The 25,913-nt window shown below is 66.4% G+C and carries 21 protein-coding genes; 18 read left to right on the top strand and 3 right to left on the bottom strand.

Annotated features, from left to right (window positions below; translation table 11 throughout):
• Nucleotides 1–18 precede the first annotated feature (18 nt).
• Together dnaJ and dnaK are read right to left on the bottom strand one after the other, a co-directional pair.
• Entirely contained in the window at nt 19–1,158 is a 1,140-nt protein-coding gene (gene dnaJ / locus OSH10_RS19565) for a molecular chaperone DnaJ (RefSeq protein WP_266333809.1), read from the bottom strand.
• A 138-nt stretch (nt 1,159–1,296) separates the two neighbouring features.
• On the bottom strand, nt 1,297–3,198 hold the full coding sequence (gene dnaK, locus OSH10_RS19560) for a molecular chaperone DnaK (protein ID WP_266333807.1): 1,902 nt from the start codon (nt 3,196–3,198) through the stop codon (nt 1,297–1,299).
• 224 nt (nt 3,199–3,422) lie between these two features.
• On the opposite strand from dnaK, the gene OSH10_RS19555 reads away from it, so the two are divergent.
• Nucleotides 3,423–4,085, top strand: a complete 663-nt coding sequence (locus OSH10_RS19555) for an alpha-ketoglutarate-dependent dioxygenase AlkB family protein (protein WP_266333805.1) — start codon at nt 3,423–3,425, stop codon at nt 4,083–4,085.
• A gap of 41 nt (nt 4,086–4,126) precedes the next feature.
• Nucleotides 4,127–4,753, top strand: a complete 627-nt coding sequence (gene pncA / locus OSH10_RS19550; RefSeq protein ID WP_266333803.1) for a bifunctional nicotinamidase/pyrazinamidase — start codon at nt 4,127–4,129, stop codon at nt 4,751–4,753.
• 63 nt (nt 4,754–4,816) lie between these two features.
• Here the strand turns inward: pncA and OSH10_RS19545 are convergent, their stop codons facing one another.
• A complete protein-coding gene (locus tag OSH10_RS19545) occupies nt 4,817–7,099 on the bottom strand; it encodes an NADP-dependent malic enzyme (protein WP_266333802.1) in 2,283 nt (760 codons plus the stop codon).
• A 153-nt stretch (nt 7,100–7,252) separates the two neighbouring features.
• Here OSH10_RS19545 and mutS point away from each other — a divergent pair, with 153 nt between their 5' ends.
• The 16 genes from mutS (at nt 7,253) to OSH10_RS19465 (ending at nt 25,722) form a co-directional block, all read left to right on the top strand.
• Entirely contained in the window at nt 7,253–9,967 is a 2,715-nt protein-coding gene (mutS, locus tag OSH10_RS19540) for a DNA mismatch repair protein MutS (protein WP_266333801.1), read from the top strand.
• A 73-nt stretch (nt 9,968–10,040) separates the two neighbouring features.
• Complete coding sequence (locus tag OSH10_RS19535; protein WP_407660737.1) at nt 10,041–12,827, top strand: [protein-PII] uridylyltransferase; 2,787 nt, start codon at nt 10,041–10,043, stop codon at nt 12,825–12,827.
• 114 nt (nt 12,828–12,941) lie between these two features.
• Nucleotides 12,942–14,507 carry a murein biosynthesis integral membrane protein MurJ gene (murJ, locus tag OSH10_RS19530; RefSeq protein ID WP_266333799.1) on the top strand — a complete coding sequence of 522 codons (1,566 nt, stop codon included), beginning with the start codon at nt 12,942–12,944 and terminating at the stop codon, nt 14,505–14,507.
• 62 nt (nt 14,508–14,569) lie between these two features.
• Nucleotides 14,570–15,610 carry a tryptophan--tRNA ligase gene (gene trpS / locus OSH10_RS19525; RefSeq protein WP_266333798.1) on the top strand — a complete coding sequence of 347 codons (1,041 nt, stop codon included), beginning with the start codon at nt 14,570–14,572 and terminating at the stop codon, nt 15,608–15,610.
• A gap of 51 nt (nt 15,611–15,661) precedes the next feature.
• Nucleotides 15,662–16,156: a universal stress protein gene (locus OSH10_RS19520; RefSeq protein WP_266333797.1), complete on the top strand. Its 495-nt coding sequence runs from the start codon at nt 15,662–15,664 to the stop codon at nt 16,154–16,156.
• A gap of 121 nt (nt 16,157–16,277) precedes the next feature.
• On the top strand, nt 16,278–16,838 hold the full coding sequence (locus tag OSH10_RS19515) for a NifU family protein (protein WP_266333796.1): 561 nt from the start codon (nt 16,278–16,280) through the stop codon (nt 16,836–16,838).
• Nucleotides 16,839–16,883: 45 nt separating this feature from the next.
• A complete protein-coding gene (tsaB, locus tag OSH10_RS19510; protein WP_266333795.1) occupies nt 16,884–17,546 on the top strand; it encodes a tRNA (adenosine(37)-N6)-threonylcarbamoyltransferase complex dimerization subunit type 1 TsaB in 663 nt (220 codons plus the stop codon).
• Nucleotides 17,543–18,031 (top strand): GNAT family N-acetyltransferase, encoded by a 489-nt coding sequence (locus tag OSH10_RS19505; RefSeq protein WP_266333794.1) that lies wholly within the window; start codon nt 17,543–17,545, stop codon nt 18,029–18,031. Before tsaB ends, OSH10_RS19505 begins: the two co-directional genes overlap by 4 nt.
• A 36-nt stretch (nt 18,032–18,067) precedes the next feature.
• The gene (locus OSH10_RS19500; RefSeq protein WP_266333792.1) at nt 18,068–18,523 is read left to right on the top strand and encodes a Fur family transcriptional regulator; all 456 of its coding nucleotides are present in this window, start codon (nt 18,068–18,070) and stop codon (nt 18,521–18,523) included.
• Entirely contained in the window at nt 18,523–19,368 is an 846-nt protein-coding gene (locus tag OSH10_RS19495) for a lysophospholipid acyltransferase family protein (RefSeq protein WP_266333790.1), read from the top strand. The genes OSH10_RS19500 and OSH10_RS19495 overlap by 1 nt, the downstream gene beginning before the upstream one ends.
• A 77-nt stretch (nt 19,369–19,445) precedes the next feature.
• The gene (gene miaB / locus OSH10_RS19490; RefSeq protein WP_266333788.1) at nt 19,446–20,852 is read left to right on the top strand and encodes a tRNA (N6-isopentenyl adenosine(37)-C2)-methylthiotransferase MiaB; all 1,407 of its coding nucleotides are present in this window, start codon (nt 19,446–19,448) and stop codon (nt 20,850–20,852) included.
• 50 nt (nt 20,853–20,902) lie between these two features.
• Nucleotides 20,903–21,934, top strand: coding sequence for a PhoH family protein (locus OSH10_RS19485; RefSeq protein ID WP_266333948.1), 1,032 nt, complete (start codon nt 20,903–20,905; stop codon nt 21,932–21,934).
• Complete coding sequence (gene ybeY / locus OSH10_RS19480; protein ID WP_266333786.1) at nt 21,931–22,428, top strand: rRNA maturation RNase YbeY; 498 nt, start codon at nt 21,931–21,933, stop codon at nt 22,426–22,428. The genes OSH10_RS19485 and ybeY overlap by 4 nt, the downstream gene beginning before the upstream one ends.
• Before the next feature lie 37 nt (nt 22,429–22,465).
• Nucleotides 22,466–23,443, top strand: a complete 978-nt coding sequence (locus OSH10_RS19475) for a hemolysin family protein (RefSeq protein ID WP_266333784.1) — start codon at nt 22,466–22,468, stop codon at nt 23,441–23,443.
• A 69-nt stretch (nt 23,444–23,512) separates the two neighbouring features.
• Nucleotides 23,513–25,150 carry an apolipoprotein N-acyltransferase gene (gene lnt / locus OSH10_RS19470; RefSeq protein WP_266333782.1) on the top strand — a complete coding sequence of 546 codons (1,638 nt, stop codon included), beginning with the start codon at nt 23,513–23,515 and terminating at the stop codon, nt 25,148–25,150.
• 158 nt (nt 25,151–25,308) lie between these two features.
• Nucleotides 25,309–25,722: a helix-turn-helix domain-containing protein gene (locus OSH10_RS19465; protein ID WP_266333780.1), complete on the top strand. Its 414-nt coding sequence runs from the start codon at nt 25,309–25,311 to the stop codon at nt 25,720–25,722.
• The last annotated feature ends 191 nt before the right edge of the window (nt 25,723–25,913 follow it).

The following is a 25,913-nucleotide window of genomic DNA, read 5'->3' as shown; positions in this document are numbered from 1 at the left end:
CTGTGACGCGCCATCGTGTCAGGTACCGCCGAAAAAGTCTCGGATCCGGGCAAAGAATCCTGCCGATTCCGGATTGGTTTCTTCCGATGACGCCTTCTCGAATTCCTCCAGCAGCTCGCGCTGGCGGCGCGACAGGTTCCGCGGCGTCTCGACGACGACCTGGATGTACATGTCGCCCATCTGGCTGGAGCGCAGGACGGGCATGCCCTTGCTCTTCAGGCGGAACTGCTTGCCGGTCTGGGTCCCGTCCGGAACCTTGACCCGGGTCTTGCCGCCATCGACGGTCGGCACGTCGAACTGGCCGCCAAGGGCCGCCGTCGTCAGCGAAATCGGCACGCGGCAGAAGATGTCGGCGCCTTCGCGCTGGAACAGGCTGTGCGGCTTGACCGACAGGAACAGGTAGAGATCGCCGGTCGGGCCGCCGCGCAGGCCGGCCTCGCCCTCGCCGGACAGGCGGATGCGGGTGCCGTCCTCGATGCCGGCCGGGATGTTGACGGAGAGTGTGCGCTCCTGCGTCTTGCGGCCGGAACCGGCGCATTTGTCGCAGGGGTCGGAGATGATCTCGCCGCGGCCCTGGCAGGTCGGGCAGGTGCGCTCGATCGAGAAGAAGCCCTGCGCCGCGCGGACGCGGCCATGGCCCTCGCAGGTCGTGCAGACCTTGGGGTGCGAACCGGGCTTGGCGCCGGTGCCGTTGCAAGCGTCGCAGGCGACCTTGGTCGGGACATGCACTTCCGCGGTCTTGCCGGAGAAGGCTTCCTCGAGCGTGATTTCCATGTTGTAGCGTAGGTCGGCGCCGCGCTCGCGGCCACCGGAACGCTGGCCACCGCCGCCGCCGCGGCGTCCGCCGCCCATGAACTCGCCGAAGATGTCGTCGAAGATGTCGGACATGGACGAGGAGAAATCGCCGGAGAAGCCAGGACCGCCGCCGCCATTCTCGAACGCGGCATGGCCGAAACGATCATAGGCCGCGCGCTTCTGCGGGTCCTTGAGCATCTCGTAGGCTTCGTTGATTTCCTTGAACTTGGCCTCGGCGGTGTGATCGCCCGGATTCTTGTCCGGGTGATACTGCATCGCGAGCTTGCGGAAGGCGACCTTCAGGCCCTTGTCGTCGCAATCGCGCGCGACGCCCAGCAACTCATAATAATCGACTTTTGCCATGGTGCCCGTGGTGCAAACGAGTCGGAACTCAAATTCGGAGCCGAAACTCAAGGGTGGACGGCACAAGCGGAGGCCGTGCCTGGATAGGATAGAGGCCCGGCGCGCTGCGCCGGGCCTCCACGTTGATGCGACGCGTGCTTAGGACGACTTCTTGGTGTCGTCCACTTCCTCGAAGTCGGCGTCGACGACGTCGTCGGAGCCGGTCGCTTCGGGGTTGCCTTCGCTCTTCTGGCTCTCGGCGTCGGCATACATCGCCTCGCCGAGCTTCATCGAAGCCTGAGCCAGCGTATTGGTCTTCTGCTGGATCGCTTCCGGATCGTCGCCCTCGAGCGCGGTCTTCAGATCGGCGATGGCCGTCTCGATCGTCGACTTGTCGGCGGCCGAGATCTTGGAGCCGTATTCGCCCAGCGACTTCTCGGTCGAATGGACCAGCGCTTCGCCCTGGTTCTTCGCCTCGACGACAGCGCGACGCTTCTTGTCTTCGGCCGCGTGGCTCTCGGCGTCCTTGACCATCTGCTCGATGTCGGCGTCGGAAAGACCGCCCGAGGCCTGGATGCGGATCTGCTGCTCCTTGCCCGTGCCCTTGTCCTTGGCCGACACGTTGACGATGCCGTTGGCGTCGATGTCGAAGGTGACCTCGATCTGCGGCACGCCGCGCGGCGCCGGCGGCAGGCCGACCAGGTCGAACTGGCCGAGCATCTTGTTGTCGGCGGCCATTTCGCGCTCGCCCTGGAAGACGCGGATGGTCACGGCGGACTGGGAATCCTCAGCCGTCGAGAACACCTGGCTCTTCTTCGTCGGGATCGTCGTGTTGCGTTCGATCAGGCGCGTGAACACGCCGCCCAGCGTCTCGATGCCGAGCGAAAGCGGGGTCACGTCGAGCAGCAGGACGTCCTTGACGTCGCCCTGCAGCACGCCGGCCTGGATCGCGGCGCCCATGGCGACGACTTCATCCGGGTTGACGCCCTTGTGGGGTTCCTTGCCGAAGAACTGCTTCACGATCTCCTGGATCTTCGGCATGCGGGTCATGCCGCCGACCAGGACGACTTCGTCGATCTCGCCCGCGGTCAGGCCCGCATCCTTGAGAGCCGCCTTACAGGGAGCCACCGTGCGCTGCACCAGATCGTCGACCAGCGCCTCGAACTTCGAGCGGGTCAGCTTGATCGCAAGGTGCTTCGGACCCTTGGCGTCTGCCGTGATGAAGGGCAGGTTGATTTCGGTCTGCTGTGCCGAGGAAAGCTCGATCTTGGCCTTTTCGGCCGCTTCCTTCAGGCGCTGCAGCGCCAGCTTGTCGCCGCGCAGGTCGATGCCCTGCTCGCGCTTGAACTCGTCGGCGAGGTAGCCGACCAGGCGCATGTCGAAGTCTTCGCCGCCAAGGAACGTGTCGCCATTGGTCGACTTCACCTCGAAGACGCCATCGCCGATCTCGAGGATCGAGATGTCGAAGGTGCCGCCGCCAAGGTCATAGACCGCGATCGTCTTGCCGTCGTTCTTGTCGAGGCCGTAGGCGAGGGCTGCCGCCGTCGGCTCGTTGATGATGCGCAGCACTTCGAGGCCGGCGATCTTGCCGGCGTCCTTGGTGGCCTGACGCTGCGCGTCGTTGAAGTAGGCGGGAACCGTGATGACGGCCTGCTCGACCGGGGTGCCGAGGAAGGCTTCTGCGGTTTCCTTCATCTTCTGCAGGATGAAGGCGGAGATCTGCGCCGGCGAGTACTTCTCGCCGTCGACTTCGACCCACGCGTCGCCGTTCGGCCCCTTGACGATGCTGTAGGGGACGAGGTGCTTATCCTTCTCGACCATCGGGTCGTCGTAGCGGCGACCGATCAGTCGCTTCACCGCGAAGAAGGTATGTTCGGGATTGGTGACCGCCTGGCGCTTGGCCGGCTGGCCAACCAGCTTCTCGCCGTCATCCGTGAAGGCGACCATGGACGGCGTCGTGCGCGCGCCCTCCGCGTTCTCGATGACCTTGGGCGTCTTGCCGTCCATGACGCTCAGGCAGGAATTCGTCGTTCCGAGGTCGATGCCGATGACCTTAGCCATATTCTCTCTCCTTTTGGCGGGCCGTGCGGACCCTCTTCGAGGCTTCCGCCGTGCCGGGCAGGTGCCCGTACGGCCCCCATGAACACTGTGATTTGCGCGGTATCGGCAAAGCATGCCGGCCTACGCAGGTTCTGCGCGTATATAAGAAGATGCCTAAACCGCCGCAAGGCGGCTCTCATTCCGATTGAGGCCCATCTTTCGTTCCAGGGGTACAATCTCCAGCAATGGTCACAGGTGAGCGGCATACGCCGTCTTTGCAAGGGTTCCGGCTCGTGCCGGGTAGGTTCGATCGTTCTGCCCAGGAGGCCCTGCGCGACGCGATCCGGGCCGTCGTCGTCGCCGCGCCGCTCTATCGGCCGAGCATGCCGCGCACCGGCAAGCCGTTTTCGGTGCGGATGACCAATTGCGGCGTGCTCGGCTGGGTCTCCGACCAGACGGGCTATCGCTACCAGCCGAACCATCCTTTGACCGGCGAGCCCTGGCCCGCCATCCCGCCGATGCTGCTCGATCTCTGGCGGGAACTGGCCGATTATCCCGAACCGCCGGAAGCCTGTCTGATCAATTTCTATGATGCGGATGCCCGCCTGGGCCTCCACCAGGATGCCGACGAAGAGGAGTTCGCGGCCCCGGTCCTTTCGGTCTCGCTCGGCGACACCTGCCTGTTCCGCATCGGCGGAACCAGGCGCGCCGATCCGACCCGGTCGCTCCGTCTTTCTTCGGGAGACGTGGTGCTGCTGGGCGGCGAGGCAAGGCTCGCCTTTCACGGGGTCGACCGGATCTATCCGGCCACCTCGACACTGCTGGCGCAGGGCGGGCGAATCAATCTGACGTTGCGCCGTATCACGAAACCTGACGGCCCTATTCCCGCACCGGCAATTCTTCGTTAACTAAGGCTGTCAAACGTTCTTGCGCCCATAAAGGAAACGCCTTGTTCGATTCAAACAGCGTCCTGATCGTCACGGATATCCAGAACGACTTTCTGCCGGGCGGTGCCTTGGCGGTGACGGACGGTGACGCGATCCTCCCGCTGGTCAATGACCTGGCCCGGCGTTTCAAGAATGTCGTGATCACGCAGGATTGGCACACGGCCGGCCATATCTCGTTTGCCTCGGCTCATGCCGGCCGCAAGCCCTTCGAGACGATCAGCCTGCGCTATGGTCCCCAGGTGCTGTGGCCGGACCACTGCATCCAGGGCACGCATGGCGCGGCGGTGGCCTCGGGCCTCGACATTCCCCATGCCCAGCTGATCCTGCGCAAGGGCTATCACGCCCATGCCGACAGCTATTCGGCCTTCTTCGAGGCCGATCGCAAGACGCCGACCGGCCTCACCGGCTATCTGTTCGAGCGCAGCATCGAGGAAGTCTTCGTCGTGGGCCTTGCCACCGATTTCTGCGTGTCCTGGACGGCGCAGGATGCCCGCGCGCACGGCTTCAAGACGACGGTGATCGAGGATGCCTGCCGGGCCATCGACACCGAGGGGTCGCTCGCCGAGGCGATCGCCGTGATGGACCGGGCCGGCGTGCGCCGGGTCCGCTCGGAAAGCCTCGCGGCCTGACACGAAAACGGCGCGGAAACCGTCAGGTCTCCGCGCCGCTTGGATCACGTGCCGTGACGGGGATCAGCCGCCGACATTGAAGGCGGCCAGCGCCGCCATGTTGACGATGTCGCTGTCGCGCGCGCCGAGCGACAGGATCTGTACCGGCTTGTCGAGGCCGACCAGCAGCGGACCGATCACCGTGGCGCCGCCCAGTTCCTGCAGCATCTTGGTCGAGATCGAGGCCGAGTGGAACGCCGGCATCACCAGCACGTTGGCCGGGCCGGAAAGCCGGCAGAACGGATAGGCCGCCATCGCCTTCTGATTCAGCGCCACGTCCGCCGCCATCTCGCCGTCGAACTCGAAATTGACGCGGCGCTTTTCCAGGATCTGCACCGCCTCGCGCACATGGCGCGAGCGCTCGCTCTCCGGCTGGCCGAAGGTCGAATAGGCCAGCATGGCGACGCGCGGCTCGTAGCCGAGCCGCTTGGCGACGCCGGCCGCCTCGATGGCGATATCAGCCAGTTCCTCGCCCGAGGGCATGTCGTGCACGGCGGTGTCGGCGACCACGACGGTGCGGCCGCGCACCAGCGTGATCGAGACGCCGATGACCCGGTGGCCGGGCTTGGTGTCGATGACCTTGCGGACATCGGAAAGCACGGTCGAGTAGTTGCGCGTCACGCCCGAGACCATCGCGTCCGCATCGCCCAGCGCCACCATGGTGGCGCCGAAATAGTTGCGGTCGGTGTTGATGAGGCGCTGGCTGTCGCGGTGCAGATAGCCCTGCCGCTGCAGGCGGGCGTAGAGGAAGTCGATATAGGCCGGGTTGCGCTTGGAGAGCCGGGCATTGTGGATCTCCATTCCGGCGACCAGGTCGATGCCGGCATTCGCGGCCGTTTCGCGGATGATGTCCTCGCGGCCGATCAGGATCGCGGTACCCAGTTCCTGGGCGACGAAGCTGGCGGCGGCGCGGATCACCTGCTCCTCTTCGCCCTCGGCGAAGACGACGCGCTTCGGGTTGCGGCGGACGCGTTCATAGATCCGTGCCAGCGTGCCGACGATCGGGTCGCGGCGGGCGGACAGCTCGATCTTGTAGGCCGCCATGTCCTCGATCGGCTTCTGCGCGACGCCGGTATCCATCGCGGCCTGGGCGACGGCCGCCGGGATCTCCGAAAGCAGGCGGGGATCGAACGGCACCGGGATGATGTAATGCGGCCCGAAGCGGGGGCGCACGCCCTGATAGGCGGCGGCGACCTCGTCCGGCACGTCCTTGCGAGCCAGCGCTGCCAGCGCCTGCGCCGCCGCGATCTTCATCTCCTCGTTGATCGTGGTGGCGCGCACGTCGAGCGCGCCGCGGAAGATGTAGGGGAACCCGAGGACGTTGTTGACCTGGTTGGGATAGTCCGAGCGTCCGGTGGCGATGATGACGTCGTCGCGGACTTCGGCCGCTGCCTCCGGCGTGATCTCCGGATCGGGATTGGCCATGGCGAAGATGATCGGCCGCGGCGCCATGGAGCGCACCATGTCGGCGGTCAGCGCGCCCTTGGCCGAGACGCCGAAGAAGATGTCGGCGCCCTGCATCGCGTCTTCCAGCGTGCGGGCGTCGGTCGGCGAGGCATGCGCCGTCTTCCACTGGTTCATGCCCTCGGTGCGGCCTTGGTAGACCACGCCCTTGGTGTCGCACAGCAGCACGTTTTCCGACGGCATGCCCATCGCCTTGACCAGCTCGATGCAGGCGATGCCGGCAGCGCCCGCGCCGTTGCAGACCAGCTTGGTGGTCTTGATGTCTCGGCCGGTCAGGTGCAGCGCGTTGATCATGCCGGCGGTGGCGATGATCGCCGTGCCATGCTGGTCGTCATGGAAGACCGGGATGTCCATCAACTCGCGCAGGCGGCTTTCGATGATGAAGCAGTCCGGCGCCTTGATGTCCTCGAGGTTGATGCCGCCGAAGGAGGGCCCGAGATAGCGGACGGAATTGACGAAGGCGTCGACGTCCTCGGTATCGATCTCGAGATCGATCGAATCGACGTCGGCGAAGCGCTTGAACAGCACCGCCTTGCCTTCCATCACCGGCTTCGAGGCCAGCGGGCCCAGATTGCCGAGGCCGAGGATCGCCGTGCCGTTCGAGATGACGGCGACCATGTTGCCGCGCGTCGTGTAGTCGAACGCCTTGGAGGGATCCGCGGCGATGGCGTGCACCGGCACGGCGACGCCGGGCGAATAGGCGAGCGACAGGTCACGCTGGGTCGCCATCGGCTTGGTCGGCGTGATTTCCAGCTTGCCGGGCCGCCCTTGGGCGTGGAAGTCCAGCGCCTCCTTGTCGGTCAGCACAGGGCCGCTCTTGGCGGGGCGTTTGGTTTCGGTCATGGAGAGGGCTCGGCGTCAGGCGTTTCCGGGGCGGACGGCATTCGCCGTCTCAAAAATGCGGATGCGGACGATATCACCGGTTTCTGTGATCTCAAGCATGCCGATCGCGGTGGCGAGGGTGAAACACCTTCAACGTTTTGCTAGCGTCGCGCCATGCTTGATCCCCGCTCCGCCCCCGACGCCGCCGCGCTCCGTCCCACGCCGATGATGGAGCAGTTCCTCGAGATCAAGGCAGCCAATCCCGGCAGCCTGCTTTTCTACCGGATGGGCGACTTCTACGAGATGTTCTTCGAGGATGCGGAGATCGCCTCGCGGGCGCTCGGCATCACCCTGACCAAGCGCGGCAAGCATCTGGGCGATGACATCCCGATGTGCGGCGTGCCGGTGCATGCCGCCAATGATTATCTGCAGAAGCTGATCTCGCTGGGACATCGGGTCGCGGTCTGCGAACAGCAGGAAGATCCGGCCGAGGCGAAGAAGCGGCCCGGCAAATCGGTGGTGAAGCGCGGCGTCGTGCGCCTGGTGACGCCGGGCACGCTGACCGAGGACACGCTGCTCGACGCCGGCCGCAACAACTACCTCGCCGCGGTGGCGCGGCTGCGCGGCGCGGCGGCGGATGGCAGCGACCGCTTTTCGATCGCCTGGATCGATATCTCGACCGGGGACTTCCGCCTGGCCGAGACCGACCAGCTGCGGCTCTCCGCCGATATCGCCCGCGTCGACCCGCGCGAGCTGCTGGTGCCCGACAGTTTCTTCGCCGACGATACGCTCGGCCCCTTTGTGCGCGAGCTTGCCGTCGCGGTGACGCCGCTGCCCGGCGCCTTCTTCGACGGTTCGACCGCCGGCGCCCGGCTCGCCGCCTATTTCGGCGTCAACACGCTGGACGGGCTCGGCTCCTTCTCCCGCGTCGAGCTCTCGGCGGCGGCGGCGGCGCTCGCCTATGTTGAGAAGACGCAGATCGGCGAGCGGCCGCCGCTGTCGCGCCCGGTGCGCGAGAGCGACGGCGCCGTGATGCTGATCGATGCGGCCACCCGCGCCAATCTGGAGCTGGTGCGCACGCTGTCGGGCGAACGGCGCGGCAGCCTGCTCGCCGCCATCGACCGCACCGTGACGGGCGCCGGATCGCGGCTGCTGGCCGAGCGGCTTTCCAGCCCCTCGACCGACCCCGCGCTGATCGAGCGCCGCCTCGACGCGCTCGACTACATGTTGAAGCTCGGCCGTCGCCGGGGCGTGATCCGCGAGGCGCTGGGCGCGAGCCCCGATCTCGCCCGCGCCCTGTCGCGCCTGTCGCTCAATCGCGGCGGCCCGCGCGATCTCGCCGGCATCCGCTTCTCGCTCGATGCGGCGGCGCGCCTGGCCGAGGTGCTCGGCGAGGCCGATGCGGCGCTGCCCGACGAACTCGTCGCCGCCCGCGCCGCGCTGCTCGGCGCGCCGCACGACCTCGCCGCCGAACTGGCGGGCGCTCTGGCCGACGAATTGCCGCTGCTGAAGCGCGACGGCGGCTTCGTCCGTCCGGGCTATGACGCCGATCTCGACACGACGCGGGCGCTGCGCGACGAGAGCCGCCAGGTGATCGCCGGGCTGCAGGCGACCTATTCGGCCGAGACCGACATCAAGGCGCTGAAGATCAAGCACAACAACGTACTCGGCTACTTCATCGAGGTGCCGCAGCAATATGGCGAGCGGCTGCTCGGCGCCGATCATGCCGGCCGCTACATCCATCGCCAGACCATGGCCGGCGCCATGCGCTTCATCACCACCGAACTGGCCGAGCTGGAGGCGAAGATCGCTTCCGCCGGCGACCGGGCGCTGGCGATCGAGCAGGCGACTTTTGACGCGCTATTGGCGCATGTGGTCGGTGTCTCGGACGCGCTGAAGGCGGTGGCAGCGGCGCTCGCCGTGATCGACGTGACGGCGGCGCTGGCGACGCTCGCCGAGACCGACAACTACGCCCGCCCGGTGGTCGATCCCTCGCTCGCCTTCTCGATCCAGGGCGGCCGCCATCCGGTGGTCGAGCAGGCGCTGAAGCGCGAGGGCAGCGTCGCCTTCGTCGCCAATGGCTGCGAACTCGGCGCGCGCAAGGAGGGCAAGCCCGGCCGGATCTGGCTGATCACCGGTCCGAACATGGCCGGTAAGTCGACCTTCCTGCGCCAGAACGGCCTGATCGCCATCCTCGCCCAGATCGGCTCCTACGTGCCGGCGGACAGCGCCCATATCGGCATCGTCGACCGGCTGTTCAGCCGCGTCGGCGCGGCCGACGACCTCGCCCGCGGGCGTTCGACCTTCATGGTCGAGATGGTCGAGACGGCGGCGATCCTCAACCAGGCGACCGACCGCTCGCTGGTCATCCTCGACGAGATCGGCCGTGGCACGGCGACCTTCGACGGCCTGTCGATCGCCTGGGCGGCGATCGAGCATCTGCACGAGGTCAACCGTTCGCGCGGCCTGTTCGCGACGCATTATCACGAGCTGACGGCGCTGTCGCAGCGGCTCGACCGGCTGGAGAACGCCACCGTCCGGGTCAAGGAATGGAACGGCGACGTCGTCTTCCTGCACGAGATCGTCGCCGGCGCCGCCGATCGCTCCTATGGCATCCAGGTGGCGAAGCTCGCCGGCCTGCCGGCCTCCGTGGTGGCGCGGGCGCGCGACGTGCTCTCGCATCTGGAGGAAACCGACCGGAAATCCCCCGCGGCGACGCTGATCGACGATTTGCCGCTTTTCGCGGCTTTGGCGGCGAAACCGCAGCCTGTCGTTGCGGAAGATACGCTCGGCCCCGCGCTCGACGGGCTGCAGCCGGACGAAATGACCCCGCGCGAGGCGCTGGAGGCGCTTTATCGGCTGAAGGCGCTGCGGCCGCGTCACCCCTGACGCGCCGCCATCTATTGGCGCGGGCATGGAAAGCGGTCTACGGTTCGGCCTGATTTCCCATGCCCCAACGCCGATTGCCTCCATGACCCGATCCGATACCGCGCTCCTCGACCGCTCCCCGCTCGCGGCGGAACTGCACGCGCTGGCGCCTGGACGGGACAAGGCGGCGCTGCGGTCGGCCGTGCTCGCCCATCTGAAGCAGGTGCTGCGCGACGGCCGAGCCGCCGCCGAGGCGCAGCTGATCGCCGATGGTCATGGCAGCGCCTGCGCGCGGACGCTCTCGAAGCTGCAGGACGACGTGATCGGCGCGATCTACGAGGTCGCCATCCGCCACATCTATCCGGCCGAGAATCCGACCTCGGCCGAGCGCATGGCGCTGGTCGCCGTCGGCGGCTATGGCCGCGGCATGCTCGCGCCCGGTTCCGACATCGATCTCCTGTTCGTGCTGCCCTACAAGCAGACGCCGTGGGGCGAGAGCGTCGTCGAATTCGTGCTCTACATGCTGTGGGATCTCGGCCTCAAGGTTGGCCATGCCACGCGCAACCTCGAAGAATGCATCCGCCTGTCGCGCGGCGACATGACGATCCGCACGGCGATCCTCGAATCCCGCTTTCTCTGGGGCGACGAGAAGCTGTTCGACGAACTCACGCAGCGTTTTGACGCGGAGGTGGTCAGGGGCACCGGTCCGGAGTTCATCGCCGCGAAGCTCGCCGAGCGCGACGAGCGTCACCGTCGCCAGGGGGCCTCGCGCTATCTGGTCGAGCCCAACGTCAAGGAAGGCAAGGGCGGCCTGCGCGACCTGCACACGCTGTTCTGGATCGCCAAGTATTTCTACCATGTCCGCTCGGGCAACGCGCTGGTCGAGGCGGGCCTGTTCTCGCGCTCCGAACTGGCGCTGTTCCGCAAGTCCGAGGATTTTCTCTGGTCGGTGCGCTGCCACCTGCATTTCCTGACCGGCCGGCCGGAAGAGCGGCTTTCCTTCGACGTCCAGCGCGAGATGGCGGTTCGCCTCGGCTACACCTCGCATCCCGGGATGAAGGATGTCGAGCGCTTCATGAAGCACTACTTCCTGGTCGCCAAGGATGTCGGCGACCTGACGATGATCTTCTGCGCCGGGCTGGAGGAGGAGAACGCCAAGCCGGCGCCTTTGCTGAACCGCTTCTTCAATTTCGGCTCGCGCCGCCGCCGCCGCAAGATCACGGATTCCAGTGATTTCATCGTCGAGCATGACCGCATCAACATGGCGGCGCCCGACATCTTCGCGCGCGACCCGGTCAACCTGATCCGCATCTTCCACCTCGCCGACAGGCACAACCTCGCCTTCCATCCCGACGCGATGAAGGAGGTGACGCGCTCGCTGAAGCTGATTGACGGCAAGCTGCGCGACGACCCCGAGGCGAACCGGCTGTTCCTCGAACTGCTTGCCTCGCGCAACCAGCCCGAAACCGTCATCCGCCGCATGAACGAGGCCGGCGTGCTCGGCCGCTTCGTGCCGGATTTCGGCAAGGTCGTGGCGATGATGCAGTTCAACATGTACCATCACTATACGGTGGACGAGCATCTGATCCGTTCCGTCGGCGTGCTGGCCGAGATCGATGCCGGCGCGCGCAGCGAGGAGCATCCGCTCGCCAACATGGTGATGCCGACGATCCAGGATCGCACCGCGCTTTACGTGGCGATGTTCCTGCACGACGTCGCCAAGGGCCGGCCGGAGGATCATTCCATCGCCGGCGCCCGGGTGGCGCGCCGGCTCGGGCCGCGCCTCGGGCTGACGCCGGCGCAGACCGAGACGGTCGCCTGGCTGATCGAGCATCACCTCTTGATGAGCATGACGGCGCAGTCGCGCGATCTCGGCGACCGCAAGACGATCCAGGATTTCGCGGCCGTTGTGCAGAGCCTGGAGCGGCTGAAGATGCTGCTCATCCTGACCATCGCCGACATCAAGGCGGTGGGGCCGGGCGTGTGGAACGGCTGGAAGGGCCAGCTGCTGCGCACGCTCTATTACGAGACCGAGCCGCATCTGACCGGCGGCCACAGCCAGGTATCGCGCGACGAGCGCGTCGCGGCGGCCAAGGCCGAACTGGTCGAGGCCCTGAAGGACTGGCCGCAGGCCGAACTCGACGCCTATCGCGACCGCCACTATCCCGCCTACTGGCTGCGCGTCGACCTGCCGCGCAAGATCGCCCACGCCTCGCTGATCCGCAACGCCGACCGGTCCGGCCAGACGCTGGCGACGGCAGTGTCGACGCATGCCTTCGAGGCCATCACCGAGATCACCGTGCTGGCGCCGGATCATCCGCGCCTGCTGTCGATGATCGCCGGCGCCTGCACGGCGGCGGGCGGCAACATCGTCGACGCGCAGATCTTCACGACCACCGACGGGCTCGCGATCGACACGATCTTCATCGCGCGGGAGTTCGATACCGACGAGGAGGAGATGACCCGCGCGCTGAAGGTCGGCGCGCTGATCGAGCAGGCCCTTTCGGGCGCCGTCGCGCTGCCGGAGGCGATCGCCAAGAAGGCGAAGCCGCGGGCCAAGATCAAGGCCTTCAGCGTCGAGACCCGGATCCTGCTCGACAATTCCTGGTCGAACCAGTTCACGGCGATCGAGGCATCGGGGCTGGATCGCCCTGGGCTGCTCTATGATCTAACGCGCTCGATCTCGGATCTGAACCTCAACATCGCCTCGGCGCATGTCGTCACCTTCGGCGAACGGGCGGTCGACGTGTTCTATGTCACCGATCTCACTGGACGGAAGGTGATGAATGCCAACCGCGAGGCGAGCATCCGCCGCCGCCTGCATCAGGCCTTCGAAGGCGTCACGGCGCAGGACAAGACGTCGACCCGCAAGGCCGGCTGAGGCGGCGCGCCGGCGAAGCCTTCGCTTTGCCTTGATTTTCCAGCAACCAAAGGCGTAACTCGGCCCGCCCGCGGGTGCGGGCGGCCCCGTCCTCCTTCGATCCGCCAGGTGGCAATGTCTCTGCTGAAAAACTTTGTCACCGTCGGTGGCTCGACGACATCGAGCCGGCTTCTCGGCTTCGTCCGCGACATGTTCATGGCGGCCGCGCTCGGCACCGGACCGGTGGCCGATGCGTTCATGGTCGCCTTCCGGTTTCCCAATCTGTTTCGCCGGCTGTTCGCCGAAGGGGCGTTTTCCTCGGCCTTCATTCCGCTGTTTGCCGGAAAGCTCGAGGCGGATGGCATCGACGAAGCCAAGCAGTTCGGCTCCGAGGCCTTGTCGGCGCTGTTCGCCTTCCTGATCGTGCTCACCGTGATCGCGCTGATCGCGATGGTGCCGCTCATGTATGTGATGGCGCCCGGCTTCGTGTCCGATCCGTCGAAATTCGATCTCGCCGTGCTGCTGACGCGGATCTCCTTCCCCTATCTGACGCTGATCTCGCTGCTGGCGCTCTATAGCGGCGTGCTCAACGCGCAGGGCCGCTTCATGGCGGCGGCGATGGCGCCCGCCCTGCTCAACGTCGTGCTGGTGGCGGCGCTCGCCTACATCCTGTTCAACAGGCTGGAGAATACGGCCGAGGCCGGCATTCTGCTTTCCTGGGCGACGCTGATCGGCGGCGTGTTCCAGCTGGCCGTCGTCATCGTCGACGCCTGGCGCAACGGCCTGTTGCTGAAGCTGCGCTGGCCGCGCCTGACCGCCGGGGTGCGCCGGCTGACGACCCTCGCCGTGCCGGGCCTGATCGCCGGCGGCGTCACCCAGATCAACATCGTCATCGGCACGATGATCGCTTCCTTCGCACCGGGCGCCATCGCCATCCTCGGCTATGCCGATCGCCTGTACCAGCTGCCGCTCGGCATTGTCGGCGCGACCATCGCCGTCGTCATGCTGCCGGACCTGTCGCGCCATGTCCGCTCGGGACGCACCGATCTCGTTCACTACACCCAGAACCGCAGCCTCGAATTCGCGATGACGCTGACCCTGCCGGCCGCGATCGCGCTGTTCGTGCTGGCCAAGCCGATCGTCCAGGTACTGTTCCAGCGCGGCGAATTCGGGTTGGACGATACGCTTGCCACCGCCCATACGCTGATGGGCTATGCCGTCGGCCTGCCGGCCTTCGTGCTGATCAAGGTGCTGTCGCCGGGCTTCTTCGCCCGCGAGGATACCAAGACGCCGATGTGGTTCGCCGCCATCGGCGTCGCCGTCAACATCGTCGGCTCGCTGGCGCTGTTCCCATCCTTGACCTATGTCGGCATTGCCATCGCCACCAGCCTCTCGGGCTGGGTCAATGCGGCGCTGCTCGGCTGGGCGCTGCACCGGCGCGGGCATTTCCTGTTCGACGACAAGGTCAAGCGCAACATGCCGATGGTGCTGGTCGCCGCGATGGCGATGGGGCTTTCGATCTTCCTCGCCGCCTGGTGGGCCGAGCCCTATTTCGCCGACCAGCGGATCCTGTTCCGTGCCGTCGCCATGGGCACGATCTGCGGGATCGGGCTCGTGCTGTTCGCGCTGTTCTGCCAGCTGACCGGCGTCGTCCATTTCGGCACGATCGTCGGCAAGCTGCGCAACCGTCGGCGCCGCTAACCTTCCGCGCTTGCGCGCATCGACACGTCGCGCCATAACGCGCCGGAAAAACGGGGTTTCTGATGACCGAATTCAAGACGCGCATCTTTTCCGGCGTCCAGCCGACCGGCAATCTGCACCTTGGCAACTATCTCGGCGCGATCGTCAATTTCGTCGCCCTGCAGGACGCCAATGAGTGCATCTATTGCGTCGTCGACATGCACGCGATCACCGTCTGGCAGGATCCGACCGAGCTGACGCGGCAGATCCGCGAGGTCACCGCCGCCTTCGTCGCTGCCGGCATCGATCCCGTGTCGCATATCGTCTTCAACCAGAGCCAGGTTTCCGCCCATGCGGAACTGGCCTGGATCTTCAATTGCGTCGCGCGCATCGGCTGGATGAACCGCATGACGCAGTTCAAGGACAAGGCCGGCAAGGACAAGGAAAACGCCTCGCTCGGCCTTCTCGCCTATCCGAGCCTGATGGCGGCCGACATCCTCGCCTACCAGGCGACGCATGTGCCCGTCGGCGAGGACCAGAAGCAGCACCTCGAACTGACGCGAGACATCGCGCAGAAGTTCAACAATGACTACTCGGAATCGATCGCGGCGCATGGCTTCGGCGATGCCTATTTCCCGATCACCGAGCCGGTCATCACCGGCCCGGCCACCCGAATCATGTCGCTGCGCGACGGCACCAAGAAGATGTCGAAGTCGGATCCGTCCGATTATTCGCGCATCAACCTGACCGACGACGCCGACGGCATCGCGCAGAAGATCCGCAAGGCCAAGACCGATGCCGAGCCGCTGCCCGGCGATGTCGAGGGGCTGAAGGGCCGTCCCGAGGCCGACAACCTCGTCGGCATCTATGCCGCGCTGTCCGGCCTGTCGAAGGACGAGGTTCTGCGCCAGTTCGGCGGCCAGCAGTTCTCCGGCTTCAAGCCGGCGCTGGCGGATCTCGCGGTCGAGAAGCTCGGCCCCGTCGGCGGCGAGATGCGCCGCCTGATGGCCGATCCCGGCCATATCGACGCGATCCTCGCCGATGGCGCGGCGCGCGCCGACGCGATCGCCCGCCCGATCCTCGACGGCGTCAAGGACGTCGTCGGCTTCATCCGCCGCAAGTAGCGGGCTTTTCGGCGGCTTGCGGCCAAGCTCGCCGAATGGCAGCATCGAACCATGCTGATGAAGCGCAAGAGCACCGAGACCGGTCACCGCCGCAAGTTTCTGGCGGTGATCGACGACACGCCCGAATGCTCGCGCGCCGTCATCTATGGCGCGCGCCGCGCCGATCGAACCAGCGGCGGCCTGGTGCTGCTCTACGTGATCGAGCCGACCGGCTTCCAGCACTGGATCGGTGTGGAAAACATCATGCGCGCCGAGGCGATGGACGAGGCCGAGACGACGCTCGGCCGCTTCGCCGATCTCGCCCGCCGCCACTCCTCGATCGAGCCGGAGCTGGTGATTCGCGAGGGCACCCGCGCCGAGCAGATCACCGCGCTGATCGAGGCGGACGAGGATATCGCCATCCTGATTCTGGCCGCCGGCACCGACAAGGAAGGCCCGGGCCCGCTGGTTTCCTCGATCGCCGGCAAGCTGGCGGCAACCTTCCCGGTGCCGATCACCATCGTGCCCGGCACGCTTTCCGACGACGACATCGCCGCCATCGCTTGAAACCTGACTGCAAGACTACGATTTTAGCGCTCAGGCCCTGATTCCGCTTGGACGGAAGGGTCGCAGTGACTACTATGCGCTTCTAGAAATGTTCTAAACAAGATCGCACGGAGCCCGCATCATGTTCATCCAAACCGAAGCGACGCCGAATCCGTCGACCTTGAAGTTCCTGCCCGGCCGGCTCGTCCTGCCGGAAAGCACGGCCGATTTCCGCGATCCCGACGAGGCCGAGCGTTCGCCGCTGGCCGAGCGTCTGTTCGCCGTCAATGGCGTGGCCGGCGTGTTCCTGGGGCATGACTTCATCAGCGTGACCAAGAAGGAGGGCGAGTGGCAGCACATGAAGCCCGCCATCCTCGGCGCGATCATGGAGCACTTCATGGCCGGTGTTCCGGTCATGGCGACGCTGAAGCCGCATACCCCCGACCAGGGCGAGTTCTTCGAGGAGGGCGACGCCGAGCTGGTCGAGACGATCAAGGAACTGATCGAGACGCGGGTCCGTCCGGCCGTGGCGCAGGATGGCGGCGACATCACCTTCCAGGGTTTCCGCGATGGCGTCGTCTATCTCAACATGCGCGGCTCCTGCGCCGGCTGCCCGTCCTCGACGGCGACCCTCAAGCACGGCATCCAGAACCTCCTGCGTCATTTCGTGCCGGAAGTTCGCGAGGTTGAGGCAGTTTCCTGATCCGCGGCGCTCGACAGCCCCGCCTTCTGGCTCTATCCGGGTCTGATGACCCTGCTTGCCATCGATACCGCCCTTGAAAATTGCTCCGTTGGCCTTTCGGCCGGCGGGGCTGTCTTTTTGCGCGCCGAGACCATCGGCAAGGGCCATGCCGAGCGGCTGATGCCCGAGATCGCCGCGCTGCTGGCCGAGGCCGGCGTGGCGGTATCGGCGATCCGCCGCATCGCCGTTTCGGTCGGGCCCGGCTCGTTCACCGGCCTGCGCGTCGGCATCGCCGCCGCGCGCGGCCTGGCGCTGGTCCACCGCGTTCCGGTCGTCGGCGTCGGCACGCTGCTCAGCCATGCCGCCCTAGCCGCGAGCCTGCGCCCGCCCGCCAGCGATCGGCCGATCCTCGCCCTGCTGCCGGCCCGTGGCGACGAACTCTATGGCCAGCTGTTTTCGGCGACGCTGGAGCCGGCCGGCGAGGCGGCGCTCGCCTCGATCGGCCATTTCGCGGCGCTCGCCGCCGAATCGGACGCCGATCTGGCGGGGGCGGGCGCGATCCGACTGGAGCGCCCGGATCGGGTGGTCCACGACCGTTCGGCGCCGGATATCGCGACGCTGCTTTCGCTGGGGGGGCGCCTCGATCCGGCGGGCCACCCGCCGAAGCCGCTCTACCTCAAGCCCCCTGACGCCAAGCCGCAGCTTCACAAGGGAATTGCGCGCCAATGATGGACCTTCTGCTGCGGCCCCGCATCATCCTCGACGCCGTGGACCCTGCCGATGTCGACGCGCTGGTCGAGATCCACGCGGCCGGCTTCCGCCGCGGCTGGAGCGCCGACGAGATCGACGGCCTGATCGCCGACAAGACGGTGACGGGTCATGTGCTGCGGCGGGAATCGCTGTTTGGCACGCGGCGGCCGCAGGGCTTCATCCTGGTGCGCACCGTCGCGGGCGAGGCCGAGGTGCTGACGATCGCCGTGGCGCCGGGCGCCCGCGGGCGTGGCTATGGCCGCCTGCTGATGGAAGACGCGCTGCGGGCGCTCTACCGCGAACTTGTCCCCGAGGTCTTTCTCGAGGTCGACGAGAACAATGCGAGCGCCGTCTCCCTCTACAGATCGCTTGGATTTGTCGAAGTCGGACGCCGGAAGGGTTACTATGCCGATGGCCAGGGGCCGGGCGGCACCGCGCTTGTCATGCGGCTGCAACTCCGCTAAGCGCCGACGTTTCGTGCGAGGTCCGAGGGGCAGGAGATGAGCGTGACACCTGAGCTACAGCATCCAACGAGCCTGGAAGATGCCTGCGTCGAGAAGGGCATGCGCATGACCGAGCAGCGCCGCATCATCGCGCGCGTGCTCGATGTCGCCACCGACCATCCCGATGTCGAGGAAGTCTACCGCCGCGCCTCGTCCGTCGATCCGCGCATCTCGATCTCGACCGTCTACCGGACGGTGAAGCTGTTCGAGGACGCCGGCATGATCGAGCGGCACGATTTCCGCGATGGCCGCAGCCGCTATGAGGCGGTTTCCGACGAGCATCACGACCACCTGATCGACCTGCGCAGCGGCGACGTCATCGAATTCCGCAGCGAGGAGATCGAGGCGCTGCAGGATCTGATCGCCCGCCGGCTCGGCTACCGGCTGGTCGATCACCGCCTGGAGCTTTATGCCGTGCCGATCGACGACAAGACCCCGAAGGGCCGCTCCTGATGGGAAAGCTGCGGCTCGCCATCATCCTGGTGAGCCTGCTGCTGACCACGCTGGTCCTGCTGCCGCTCCAGCTGTTTGCCATGCGCTTCCGCCCAGCGCTCGCCGCCAGGGTACCGATGTGGTGGCAGCGCGTCGCCGCCCGGTGTCTGGGCCTCAAGGTCCGCATCGAGGGCGAACCGGTGACCGACCGGCCGCTGCTGATCGTCTCCAACCACACCTCCTGGGTCGATATCGTCACGCTCGGCAGCCTGCTGCCGGTCTCCTTCATCGCCAAGAGCGAGGTCGGCGGCTGGCCGGTGGTGAAGTGGCTGGCCCGCCTGCAGCGCAGTGTCTTCATCGATCGCACCCGCCGCACCGCCACCGCCGCCTCCAACAGCGCCATCGCGGCGCGCCTTGCGGGCGGCGAGGCGCTGGTGCTGTTCGCGGAGGGAACGACCGGCGACGGCATTACCGTTCTGCCGTTTCGCAGCGCCCTCGTCGGCGCGGCCCGCGAGGCGAGTGGCGCCGACCAGCCGATCACCATCCAGCCCGTCGCCATCGTCTATGTCGGCTTCCAGGGCCTGCCGATCGATCGCTCGCGCATGGCCGAGATCGCCTGGCACGGCCATATGGATCTGGCGCCGCATCTGGTGTCGCTGATCGAGATCGGCGCCGTCGACGCCGTGGTCGCCTTTGGCACGCCGATCCGGTTCGGGCCCGATGCCGATCGCAAGCAGGTGACGGCCGCGGCCGAGGCGGAAGTGCGCGCCATGGTGCGTTCCATCCGGGCGCGGGGCCTCAAGAACATCACGGTCACGGCAGCGTCACCGGACGCGCCTATTCTCAGCGAGACAGAAAGCGGATAGGAAGGGACAGGCGACGGCGGGTGATCCGCCGGCAGCGATCGTGCCAAGCCGAACCGTGGCGGTAGATAACCGGATCAATGACCGGAACCCAAGAAAAGAAGCGCGTCTTCATCAAGACCTATGGTTGCCAGATGAACGTCTACGATTCCGATCGTATGGCGGATGCCCTGGCAAGCGATGGCTACGAAGCGACCGACCGGGTCGACAACGCCGACCTCATCCTGCTCAACACCTGCCATATCCGCGAAAAGGCGGCCGAGAAGGTGTATTCCGAGCTCGGGCGCCTGCGCGTGATGAAGGAGGAGGCGGCCCGCAACGGCCGTCAGCTCACCGTCGGCGTGACCGGCTGCGTCGCGCAGGCCGAGGGCGCCGAAATCGCCCGGCGCGCGCCGGTGGTCGATCTCGTGGTCGGGCCGCAATCCTATCAGCACCTGCCCCAGCTGCTGCGCGACGTCGCCGGCGGCAAGCGGGCGGTCGAGACGGAATTCGCGCTCGCCGAGAAATTCGAGCGCCTGCCCGCGGCGACGAAGGAGCGAACCCGCGCCCGCGGCGTCACGGCCTTCCTCACCATCCAGGAAGGCTGCGACAAGTTCTGCACCTTCTGCGTCGTGCCCTACACGCGAGGCGCGGAGGTTTCGCGCCCGGTCGACAGGATCGTCGACGAAGCGACGCGGCTGGCGGATGCCGGCGTGCGGGAGGTGACGCTTCTGGGCCAGAACGTCAATGCCTGGCATGGCGTCGGCACGGACGGCCGCGAATGGGGCCTGGGGCAGCTGCTCTATCGCCTGGCCGAGATCCCCGGTCTCGACCGCCTGCGCTATACCACCAGCCATCCCCGCGACATGGATGATGCGCTGATCGAGGCGCATCGCGATCTGCCGGCGCTGATGCCCTATCTGCACCTGCCGGTGCAGGCGGGCTCGGACCGGATCCTCGCGGCGATGAACCGCAAGCACAAGGCGGAGGATTATCTCCGCCTGGTCGACCGCATCCGCGCCACGCGCTCCGATATCGCACTATCGTCCGATTTCATCGTCGGTTTTCCCGGCGAGACGGACGAGGATTTCGAGGCGACGATGCGGCTGGTCGAGACGGTTGGCTATGCCGCCGCCTATTCGTTCAAGTACAGCCCGCGTCCCGGCACGCCGGCCGCCAACCATGCCGGCCATGTCGACGACCGGCGCATGTCGGAGCGGCTTTCGCGTCTCCAGGCCCTTATTCTCGACCAGCAGACACAATTCAACCGTTCGCGCGTTGGGACGGTCATGGACGTTCTGTTCGAGAAGGCGGGCCGCATGCCTGGCCAGCTGATGGGCCGTTCGCCCTATCTGCAGGCCGTCCTGGTCGACGCCGACACCAGCCGCATCGGAACGATCGGCCGGGTCGTCATCGACAGTCTCGGTTCGAATTCCCTGTTTGGCACCCTGGTCGAGCCGGATGTCCGGCCGGCCGCGACACAAAGCACCGTGGAGGTCATTACGTGAATGCACGCTCCCATACGCCATCCGGTCTGCCGGGTGGCCGCGCCGCCGACATGTCGCACGCATCCGACATAACCCATGTCGTGATCGCCTTTGACGATAACCGGCTGGCGAGCGAGCTCCTAGGCCAGTTCGACCAGAACCTCGCCATCCTCGAGCAGAAGCTCGGGGTCGAGGCGGTCGCGCGTGGCAACCAGGTGACGGTGCGTGGCCGTCCGGAAGCCTGCGCGCAGGCGCGGCTTGCGCTCGACCTGCTCTATGTCCGCCTGCAGCAGGGCCACGAGGTCGGCCCCGCCGATGTCGAGGGCGCCATCCGCATGGCGATCGCCGATGACGAGCAGCTGAGCCTGCCGAGCCTGGAGCCGAAGGGCCGGCTGGCCATGGCGCAGATCTCCACCCGGCGCCGCACGGTCATGGCCCGCAACCCGGCCCAGGACGCCTATATCCGCGCCATGGACCGGGCCGAACTCGTGTTCGGCATGGGCCCGGCCGGTACCGGCAAGACCTATCTCGCGGTCGCCTATGCCGCCGCGCTGATCGAGCGCGGCGACGTCTCGCGGCTGATCCTGTCGCGTCCCGCGGTCGAGGCGGGCGAACGGCTCGGCTTCCTGCCCGGCGACATGAAGGAGAAGGTCGATCCCTATCTCCGCCCGCTCTATGATGCGCTCTACGACATGATGCCGCCCGACAAGGTCGAGCGCGGCCTGACCTCCGGCATGATCGAGGTCGCCCCGCTCGCCTTCATGCGCGGGCGGACGCTGGCGAACGCCGTCGTCATCCTCGACGAGGCGCAGAACACCACCTCGATGCAGATGAAGATGTTCCTGACCCGTCTCGGCGAAGGCTCGCGCATGATCGTCACCGGCGATCCGACCCAGGTCGATCTGCCGCCGGGACAGGTTTCCGGCCTGGCGGAAGCGAGCGACCTGCTGCGCGACGTGCCCGGAATCGTCCAGATCAAGTTCACCGATGTCGACGTAGTGCGCCATCCGCTCGTCGGCCGCATCGTGCGGGCCTATGACAAGGCGCCGCCGCGTCCGGTCCAGCCGCCCGCGCGCGGTCCCCGCTCCGGAGGCCAGGCATGAGCGTGGATACCGTGCCGATCGCGATCGACCTGATGGTCGAGGCCGGCGACTGGCCCGAGGAGAGCCAGCTTGCCCGCCTTGTGGCGCAGGCGGTCGAGGCGAGTTTTGCCGTCGGCCATCTGCCGGCGGTCAAGGGATCGGAACTGTCGGTCGTCTTCACCGACGACGAGCATGTCCGGCAGTTGAATGCCGACTACCGCGACAAGGACAAGGCGACCAACGTCCTGTCCTTCCCCGGAAGCCCGCCGGACTCCAAGCGCTTCGGTCCGCTGCTGGGCGATATCGTGGTTGCACGTGAAACAGTCGTCGCCGAAGCGGCCGAGATGGGACTGGCATTCGAGGACCATCTGACCCATCTGGTGGTGCACGGGTTGCTTCACCTCTTCGGGCATGATCATCTGGAGGATGACGAAGCGGAACGCATGGAATCTCTGGAGACGGAGATCCTCGCCCGGCTCGGCATCGCCGATCCCTACGCCGAACCTCTGCTGTGATGATGGCGACCGATAGAACACTGACAAACGACGGACGATGAGTGATACCGAGACGCCCGGTTCGAGCGCTGAATCGAACCCTGAACCCCCGAGTAGTCAGACCGCTGCGCCTGACACGCGCGAGGTCGAACGTGCGCCCGAGAGCTGGCTGGATCGCATCCGCCAGGCGGTGGGCCTGAAGGCACCCGGCTCGCTGCGCGACGATATCGAAGATGCGCTCGATGCCGGCGAGGCGGACAACACCTTCTCCGCCGAAGAGCGCCGCATGCTGCGCAACATCCTGCATCTGCGCGAGGTGCGCGTCGACGACGTCATGATTCCGCGCGCCGACATCCTGGCGCTCGATGTCGACCAGACGATCGGCGAGGCCGTGGCGGCTTTCCGCGATTCCGGCCATTCGCGCATGCCGGTCTATCGCGAAACCCTCGATGACCCGATCGGCATGGTCCATATCAAGGACCTGATGGACTACATGATGTCCACCGCCTCGACAGAGGGCGGGCTCGACCTGTCGCTGATCGATCTCAATGTCGGCCTGGAGAAGACTCCGGTCGTGCGCGAGGTCCTGTTCGTGCCGCCCTCGATGCCGGCCGCGACCCTGCTCTCGACCATGCAGGCGAAGCGCGTCCAGATGGCGGTCGTGATCGACGAATATGGCGGCACCGACGGCCTGGTCTCGCTGGAGGACGTGGTCGAGATCGTCTTCGGCGACATCGAGGACGAGCATGACGACGAAGCGCCGATGATCACGCGCGAGGCGGACGGTTCCTACCTCGCCGATGCGCGCGCCGATCTCGACGACCTCGAGGCGACCATGGGTACCCGTCTGGATCTCGGTTCCGAGCATGACGATGTCGATACGCTGGGCGGCGTGGTCTTCACGCTTCTCGGCCGCATCCCCGCGCCCGGCGAGAATGTCGAGGTGCCGGGTGGCCTGCAGTTCGAAATCCTCGAATCCGATCCGAGGCGGGTGAAGCGCCTGCGCATACGCAGGCCCGACGCAGCGGCGGCTTGACCGCGGGGCCTCGGTCCCGCATCCCTCGACGCCGCGCCTTCGCGCCGTCCATTCGCGGTCCGGGAGATCATGGCCACTCGCTCGAACAGTCTGGCGGCCCCCGGCCGGCCTCGCATCCATTTGCTGGCCCGGGGATGGCGGCGGGTTGCCGCCGCCATCCTCGCCGGCGCCGCCTCGGCCCTGGCCCTGCCGCCGCTCGGCTGGTTTCCGGTCCTCTGGATCACGCTCCCCGTCTTCGTCCTGTTGCTGGATGCCGCACCGGCCCGGGCCGACGCGGCCCCGCTGGCGCGTTTCCGGTCCGGCTTCGCCGTCGGCTGGAGCTTCGGCTTCGGCTATTTCGTCGGCGGGCTCTGGTGGATCGGTGCCGCCTTCCTGGTCGACGCGGCGGCCTTCGCCTGGCTGATGCCGGCGGCGGTGCTGGCGCTGCCGGCCGGTCTTGCCCTGTTCTGGGGGCTCGGCGCCGGAATCGCGCGCCTGTTCTGGACGCCGGACTGGTCGCGACTGGTCGTGCTGGCGACGGCGCTCAGCCTGACGGAATGGCTGCGCGGTCATGTTCTGACCGGCTTTCCCTGGAATGCCTTCGGCTACGCCATGATGCCGACACCGGTCCTGATGCAGATCGCGTCTTGGATCGGCATCTGGGGCGTCACCTTCTTCGCCTTCCTGATCGCCGCGGCGCCGGTGCTGTGGTTCAGCCGCGATCCCGCGTACCGTTTTGCCGATCGCTGCGCCTTCTTTGGGCTCGTGGCGCTGTTCCTGGCCAATGTCGGCTTCGGCGCGGCACGGCTCGCGGCGGCCGATGATGCGACTGTCCCCAACATTCGCCTGCGCCTGGTACAACCGAGGATCGCACAGGACGAGAAATGGGCGTCCGGCCGGGACGATGAAATACTCGGGCGCTATCTGAGCCTCAGTGCAACCGGGATGGAGGACGGCAAACCCGCCCCCTTCACCCATTTGATCTGGCCGGAGACGGCTTTTCCGTTCCTGTTGGCGCAGAATCCGAACGCGCTCGCCGCAATCGGCGCGCTGCTGCCCGAGGGCACCACGCTGATCACCGGGGCGGCCAGGGCCGAGGCGGTTGTGGGCGAGGACGTCGAGACCCGCGTCTTCAACAGCCTCCAGGTCATCGACTCCGACGGGTTTATACGGCAATCATATGATAAGGTGCACTTAGTTCCGTTCGGCGAGTACCTGCCGCTCGAAGCGATCTTTCGGCGGCTCGGTATCAGTCAAATGATTGCTTTGCCGGGTGGATTTGATGCCGGCGATCGCCGCTTGACGCTCGACCTGCCCGATGCGCCCTCCTTCAGTCCACTCATCTGTTACGAGATAATCTTTCCCGGCAGCGTGGTTGACGCCGAAAATCGACCCGCATGGATCGTTAATCTAACCAATGATGGCTGGTTTGGCGACACTCCGGGCCCCTGGCAGCATCTCCAGCAATCCGTCGTTCGGGCGGTCGAGGAAGGTCTGCCGGTGGTGCGGGCGGCGAACTCCGGCGTCTCGGCAATCATCGATTCCTATGGTCGGGTCCGGGCACAACGCGGCGTTGAATTGGTGGCCGTTCTCGACGGCGCGCTTCCTGTTGCGCTAAGGCCGACAATCTATTCCAAGTATCGCGACAGTCTTTATTTCGCCTTGATGATACTCGCTCTCGTTGTCGTCTCTACTCGTGGTTTCACCCGGACTAAACAACGCAATTGACAGGCAGATTGCGTGGCTGCATTTTGCGCGCGGGCGGGGCTTATTGGATCGGCGGTCCATTTGCCGATCGTCGAGTGCAGGTGCGCGGACTAGTCGGGGCCAAAGGCCCCTACGGAATATTCCGGACAGTGCAGCATGGGTCTTAGGAGAGAAAGCCCTTGATGGCTAATAAGAAGCAGCCCAATCCGGTTGATACGCACGTGGGTGGGCGCGTCCGGCTACGCCGCATGATGCAGGGCATGAGTCAGGAAAAGCTGGGCGAGAGCCTCGGCATCACCTTCCAGCAGATTCAGAAGTATGAGAAGGGCACCAACCGTATTGGTGCCAGCCGTCTCCAGCACATCGCGCAGGTGCTGGAAGTGCCGGTCTCGTTCTTTTTCGAGGATGCCCCCGGTTCCTCGACCGAGGTCGGATTTGCCGAATCCCGCCCTGCTGCCTTCGTCACCGATTTCCTGACCAGTACGGAAGGCCTTCAGTTGAACAAGGCGTTCGTGCGGATCAAGGACACCAAGGTTCGCCGTCGCATCGTCGAACTGGTGCGTGCCGTCGCCGGCGAAGAGACCGACGACTGATTGCTTCGCCGGCTCCGGCCGCGCGAGAGCTGGAAGACTGGGTTTCCGCTTGCGCAGGACCGGTCCGCGTCGGAACTACGTGCTCCGTTTCCGCTGATCCGCGCCAATGAGGCCTTTGCGGCTTGACCCACTGGCGGTACTGGCTAAAAAAGCTCCTTGGTATCGCCGAAGCACCTGCTTCGGCCATTTTT

Source organism: Kaistia defluvii, assembly GCF_026343955.1.
In the GTDB taxonomy this organism is placed as follows: Bacteria; Pseudomonadota; Alphaproteobacteria; order Rhizobiales; family Kaistiaceae; genus Kaistia; species Kaistia defluvii.
Note: the sequence above shows the minus strand (reverse complement) of the source record. Positions and strands in the feature narration are given on the sequence as shown.

Coding starts and splice junctions, on each gene's coding strand:
- dnaJ (WP_266333809.1), bottom strand. CDS start 1,158: ATGGCAAAAGTCGATTATTATGAGTTGCTGGGCGTCGCGCGCGATTGC.
- dnaK (WP_266333807.1), bottom strand. CDS start 3,198: ATGGCTAAGGTCATCGGCATCGACCTCGGAACGACGAATTCCTGCCTG.
- OSH10_RS19555 (WP_266333805.1), top strand. CDS start 3,423: ATGGTCACAGGTGAGCGGCATACGCCGTCTTTGCAAGGGTTCCGGCTC.
- OSH10_RS19545 (WP_266333802.1), bottom strand. CDS start 7,099: ATGACCGAAACCAAACGCCCCGCCAAGAGCGGCCCTGTGCTGACCGAC.
- mutS (WP_266333801.1), top strand. CDS start 7,253: ATGCTTGATCCCCGCTCCGCCCCCGACGCCGCCGCGCTCCGTCCCACG.
- murJ (WP_266333799.1), top strand. CDS start 12,942: ATGTCTCTGCTGAAAAACTTTGTCACCGTCGGTGGCTCGACGACATCG.
- trpS (WP_266333798.1), top strand. CDS start 14,570: ATGACCGAATTCAAGACGCGCATCTTTTCCGGCGTCCAGCCGACCGGC.
- OSH10_RS19520 (WP_266333797.1), top strand. CDS start 15,662: ATGCTGATGAAGCGCAAGAGCACCGAGACCGGTCACCGCCGCAAGTTT.
- OSH10_RS19515 (WP_266333796.1), top strand. CDS start 16,278: ATGTTCATCCAAACCGAAGCGACGCCGAATCCGTCGACCTTGAAGTTC.
- tsaB (WP_266333795.1), top strand. CDS start 16,884: ATGACCCTGCTTGCCATCGATACCGCCCTTGAAAATTGCTCCGTTGGC.
- OSH10_RS19505 (WP_266333794.1), top strand. CDS start 17,543: ATGATGGACCTTCTGCTGCGGCCCCGCATCATCCTCGACGCCGTGGAC.
- OSH10_RS19500 (WP_266333792.1), top strand. CDS start 18,068: ATGAGCGTGACACCTGAGCTACAGCATCCAACGAGCCTGGAAGATGCC.
- OSH10_RS19495 (WP_266333790.1), top strand. CDS start 18,523: ATGGGAAAGCTGCGGCTCGCCATCATCCTGGTGAGCCTGCTGCTGACC.
- miaB (WP_266333788.1), top strand. CDS start 19,446: ATGACCGGAACCCAAGAAAAGAAGCGCGTCTTCATCAAGACCTATGGT.
- OSH10_RS19485 (WP_266333948.1), top strand. CDS start 20,903: ATGTCGCACGCATCCGACATAACCCATGTCGTGATCGCCTTTGACGAT.
- ybeY (WP_266333786.1), top strand. CDS start 21,931: ATGAGCGTGGATACCGTGCCGATCGCGATCGACCTGATGGTCGAGGCC.
- OSH10_RS19475 (WP_266333784.1), top strand. CDS start 22,466: ATGAGTGATACCGAGACGCCCGGTTCGAGCGCTGAATCGAACCCTGAA.
- lnt (WP_266333782.1), top strand. CDS start 23,513: ATGGCCACTCGCTCGAACAGTCTGGCGGCCCCCGGCCGGCCTCGCATC.